The sequence below is a fragment of the Sandaracinobacter sp. genome (genome assembly GCF_041909755.1).
Taxonomy (GTDB): domain Bacteria; phylum Pseudomonadota; class Alphaproteobacteria; order Sphingomonadales; family Sphingomonadaceae; genus Sandaracinobacteroides.
Genome location: NZ_JAYRCW010000147.1, coordinates 1 through 3,492 on the forward strand (window position 1 = coordinate 1; position 3,492 = coordinate 3,492).

Genomic DNA, 3,492 nt, shown 5'->3' on the forward strand with positions numbered 1-3,492 from the left:
TAAAGGCGTCGGCGCATGTCTCAAGCATGTTCTCAACACCCGGCTCCCGCCGGCTCCGCTTCGAACCTTCGAACGGGGCAGGCATGGGCGACAGGCTGATCACTTTCCAGCGCACATCTTTGCCCGATCGTACCGCAAGGGATGTCGGCGCATGCGCCTGATCCCGGATGAGATGGAGGCGCTCCTGACACAGCGCCTTGCCGAAGGGGAAGCGGATCGCCCAGATATCACGCGGCTTGAGCGGTCGCTTGGGTCCAACGTTGACGCCTGCAATCCAGGGACGCCGGTCGTGCACGGCGGGGTCGAGGTCTGAATGTCCCATGATGGGTCTCCAGTGGCCGGAATGGCCATCCGCAAAATACACTGCTTTGAATGGCGGGCGGGGAGTGTTAGAACCGCAGTATGAACGCGAGCCTGAAAATCACCAGGATCGGCAATTCTGCGGGCGTCGTCCTGCCCAAGGAGTTGCTGGCCAAGCTGCGTGCTGGCGTGGGCGACACGCTCTATGTGTCCGAAACCCCTGAGGGCATTCGGATCACCGCCGCCAATCCGGATTTCGCGGAGAAGATGGCTGTGGCCGAGCGGATCATGCGCGAAGATCGGGACATCCTGCGCGTCCTGGCCAAATAGCATGGCATCATCAGCGGAGCCGATCTGGATCGAGACCGAACTAGCCCTCGCTATCCACGACCGGCAGTTGGCGGAACACGGTGGGCCAATCGGTGTGTGCGATGTGTCTGCCCTCGAGTCCGCTCTTGCCCGACCACGCAACCAATGGGCCTATGGGCAGTCCGATCTCTGTGCGTTGGCAGCGGCTTACGCCTTTGGCATTGCGCGCAATCATCCGTTTGCCGACGGTAACAAGCGTACTGCCTGGGTGCTCGCACGGCTATTTCTCGCCTTGAATGACTTACGCATCTCCTTCGAGCCCGAAGACGCCATAAAGATGGTGTTGTTGCTGGCCGCCGGAAATCTCACCGAAGACGACGTGGCGGCATGGCTCACAGCTAGATGGGCGTGATCCGCCGACACTCGGCCATTCGCTTGGTGCCGCAGGATGCCTGATGGCGGCCCGTCATTCACATTAATGTGCTGCGGTCGGCGTCATGCGGTTGCGGAGCGGCGCTCGCCTTGCTGATTTGGAATTCAGTCGAACCCGAGATTTGGCGCCCATCTGCTGGAATGGAGGCATCAGCCACATACTTCTCCTTCATGGCGGCGACTGTGTCGCCGCCCTTGGAAAGGCGAACAGACAGGTTCGGCGCATCCGCAAACGGCCGGCTCAATCGCCGGCTATGTCGGGGCGCGACGCTGTAATTTGCGCTAGGGCTTTGTAACAGAAACTGATTTCGACGACCAGTGAATATGCTGGATGCGCCAGCTCGCGCCTGATTTTCGCAGGATCATCGTTTCGGTCGTAACACTGTCCACCGGCTTTTCGCGCCAGGTGCCGGTCGTCTGGCCCTCGGTCAGAACCCATGCGGTCCGGCCGTCTCCGTCGCCCCTCCGGCTGGAAATGGCCTGCTCGGTCACGGCAGCGAACTCGGCATCCGCAGGCAGATGGTGTGCGGCATATTCTGCGGCAGACCGTTCCACCGCCCCGCCTTCGAAGATCAGCGCATCGTCCATCAGGCAGCCGCGCGCAGCAGCCAGATCTCCACGCTTCAGCGCGGCGTGGAATGCGTCCACCACGGCCACGGCTTCGGTCGCCGCTGGTGCAACGTTGGTGCTGCCCGCAGCAGGCTTGGCTGGCCCATGGGCCGATGCCGAAGCGGAGCCGGTGGCGATGATCGCGGCTGAAATCAGGATGCGCAGCATGTTGTGATGGTCTTTCATTCGGGTGGCTGGAGGATCATGCAGCGGGCGATATCTGCCCAAGGATTGCAACAAGAGCGAGGACGCCGCAGCCCAGGACGAGCTCCGTCGCCAGCGAGAAGCGCAGGCTGTTCACCGGTGCGCCGGCGGCAACAGCCGGCACCAGCCGGAAGCGGTGCAGCGCAGCAAGGCCCATCATCCCGGCGAACAGTGCCAGCTTCAACGCCAGCAGCATCGTCCACGAGAAGCCGAGGAATCCGGCTGGAAGCGGCCATCCCGCGATCATCAGCGCATTGGCCGCCCCGGATGCCGCCAGCAGGGCAACAATCACGCCGCCGGTTCCTACGAAGCGGCCCAGCGCCGCCGCCAGCTCGTCCCGGCCCGCGCAGCGCATCATCAATAGATAGCCGGCAATCGCCCCAAGCCACAGCCCGGCCGCCAGCAGGTGCAGAACGGTCGCAGCCAGATGGATGGCGCCCCCGGATGCGCCATGCCCGGCCCATGCAAGGCTCGCCAGCGCAACCCCGGCAAGGACCATCATCGTCCGCCGAAGGCCCGACGCCACAAGAAGCAGGACCAGCAGCAGCACAAGGACGGCAATCCGCACCACAATGGATGTCCCAAGGCCTGGCAGCGCAAGAATGGTGGCGATCTCATCCGCCCCGATTTGCGAAGCCGGAAGCCCAAGCATCCCCCCCGCAAGCACGGCCAGCCCCGCAAGCGAGGCAAGCAGCCCGGTTGCCGCCAGAATCACCAGAAGCGGTCTCGCCTGCCTGACCGCCCGGTCACGCAAGCCGGCCGGAAGGGCGTGCACCGGAAACAGCAACAGCCCAAACGACAGCCCCAGCGCGGCGTAGAGCAGAAAACGGACAGCCGTCAGCCCCGGATCACCCACCGGATCAGCGCACCGTGAAGCTGAAATTGCCCGTGATGCGATGCGTGTCCGCAGCGACGCCGAACCAGTCCACCCGATATTGCCCGGCGGTCAGGCCGGATGCCGGCTTCAGGCTGATGCCACGGTTGTCGGCTGCAAAGCTGGTGGCGGTTTCCACCTTCGACGGCTCGCCACCGCCCAGCTTCACCAGCGCCGCCCCCGACAATTTGGGGAACAGCGCCTCGCTGAACTGCATCGAAACCACCGCCGGGCTTGCCGTGGTGCTGCCACCGGCAGGCGTGGAAGCCAGCAGCTTCGGGTGGGCAATCGCGGGCGCGGCAACCATCAGCGCGGCGAACAGGGCAGATCGAAACAGCATGGGCAGGGGTCTCCGGCAGGCAGAACTCGTTGGCGCATATACGCGGCCACTCGGCGAACCCCTCATTGCCGTTTGCGGGATTTTTGGCCGGCCCGCGTATTCCCGCTATGAAAGCCGGGAAAATCGGAGTGGCAGTGCGAATGGACAGGTTGGACAATCTCTTGCGGCAGTTGGCCGAAGCCCCCGTCGACCGCCCGCTGGGTCAACTGGAACCTCATGTGTGGCGGCGCATCGAGACGGAGCGGCGCATGCCGCTGGCGGGCTGGCGGCTTCCCGCGGTTTCGGCGCTGGGCGCGTTGCTGATCGGCATGGCCTCAACCGCGACGGCGCGCGTCTCTCCGTCAGAGGTCTCTCCCTTTTCGCCCTCGCTGGCGCTCGCGCCGTCGACGCTACTGGAGCAGGCTCGATGAGCCGCCCTTGGCGG

The 3,492-nt window shown here is 64.4% G+C and carries 7 protein-coding genes and 1 pseudogene; 3 read left to right on the plus strand and 5 right to left on the minus strand.

Going from position 1 to position 3,492, the window contains the following annotated elements; genetic code table 11:
• Nucleotides 1-322, minus strand: a pseudogene (locus tag ACE3O8_RS13150) (hypothetical protein); the annotation flags it as partial.
• Between the two features lie 80 nt (nt 323-402).
• On the opposite strand from ACE3O8_RS13150, the gene ACE3O8_RS13155 reads away from it, so the two are divergent.
• Complete coding sequence (locus ACE3O8_RS13155; protein WP_374390455.1) at nt 403-630, plus strand: AbrB/MazE/SpoVT family DNA-binding domain-containing protein; 228 nt, start codon at nt 403-405, stop codon at nt 628-630.
• 1 nt (nt 631) lies between these two features.
• Nucleotides 632-1,021, plus strand: coding sequence for a type II toxin-antitoxin system death-on-curing family toxin (locus ACE3O8_RS13160; protein ID WP_374390457.1), 390 nt, complete (start codon nt 632-634; stop codon nt 1,019-1,021).
• 58 nt (nt 1,022-1,079) lie between these two features.
• Here ACE3O8_RS13160 and ACE3O8_RS13165 read toward each other — a convergent pair whose 3' ends face one another.
• The 4 genes from ACE3O8_RS13165 to copC all read right to left on the minus strand — a co-directional run bounded on the left by ACE3O8_RS13165 (nt 1,080) and on the right by copC (nt 3,068).
• A complete protein-coding gene (locus tag ACE3O8_RS13165; RefSeq protein WP_374390459.1) occupies nt 1,080-1,214 on the minus strand; it encodes a hypothetical protein in 135 nt (44 codons plus the stop codon).
• 109 nt (nt 1,215-1,323) lie between these two features.
• Nucleotides 1,324-1,836: a nuclear transport factor 2 family protein gene (locus ACE3O8_RS13170; RefSeq protein WP_374390460.1), complete on the minus strand. Its 513-nt coding sequence runs from the start codon at nt 1,834-1,836 to the stop codon at nt 1,324-1,326.
• A 16-nt stretch (nt 1,837-1,852) separates the two neighbouring features.
• Entirely contained in the window at nt 1,853-2,710 is an 858-nt protein-coding gene (copD, locus tag ACE3O8_RS13175) for a copper homeostasis membrane protein CopD (RefSeq protein ID WP_374390462.1), read from the minus strand.
• Between the two features lie 4 nt (nt 2,711-2,714).
• Entirely contained in the window at nt 2,715-3,068 is a 354-nt protein-coding gene (gene copC / locus ACE3O8_RS13180) for a copper homeostasis periplasmic binding protein CopC (RefSeq protein WP_374390464.1), read from the minus strand.
• A 140-nt stretch (nt 3,069-3,208) separates the two neighbouring features.
• Between copC and ACE3O8_RS13185 the strand changes: the two genes are divergently transcribed.
• Nucleotides 3,209-3,478, plus strand: coding sequence for a hypothetical protein (locus ACE3O8_RS13185; protein WP_374390466.1), 270 nt, complete (start codon nt 3,209-3,211; stop codon nt 3,476-3,478).
• The last annotated feature ends 14 nt before the right edge of the window (nt 3,479-3,492 follow it).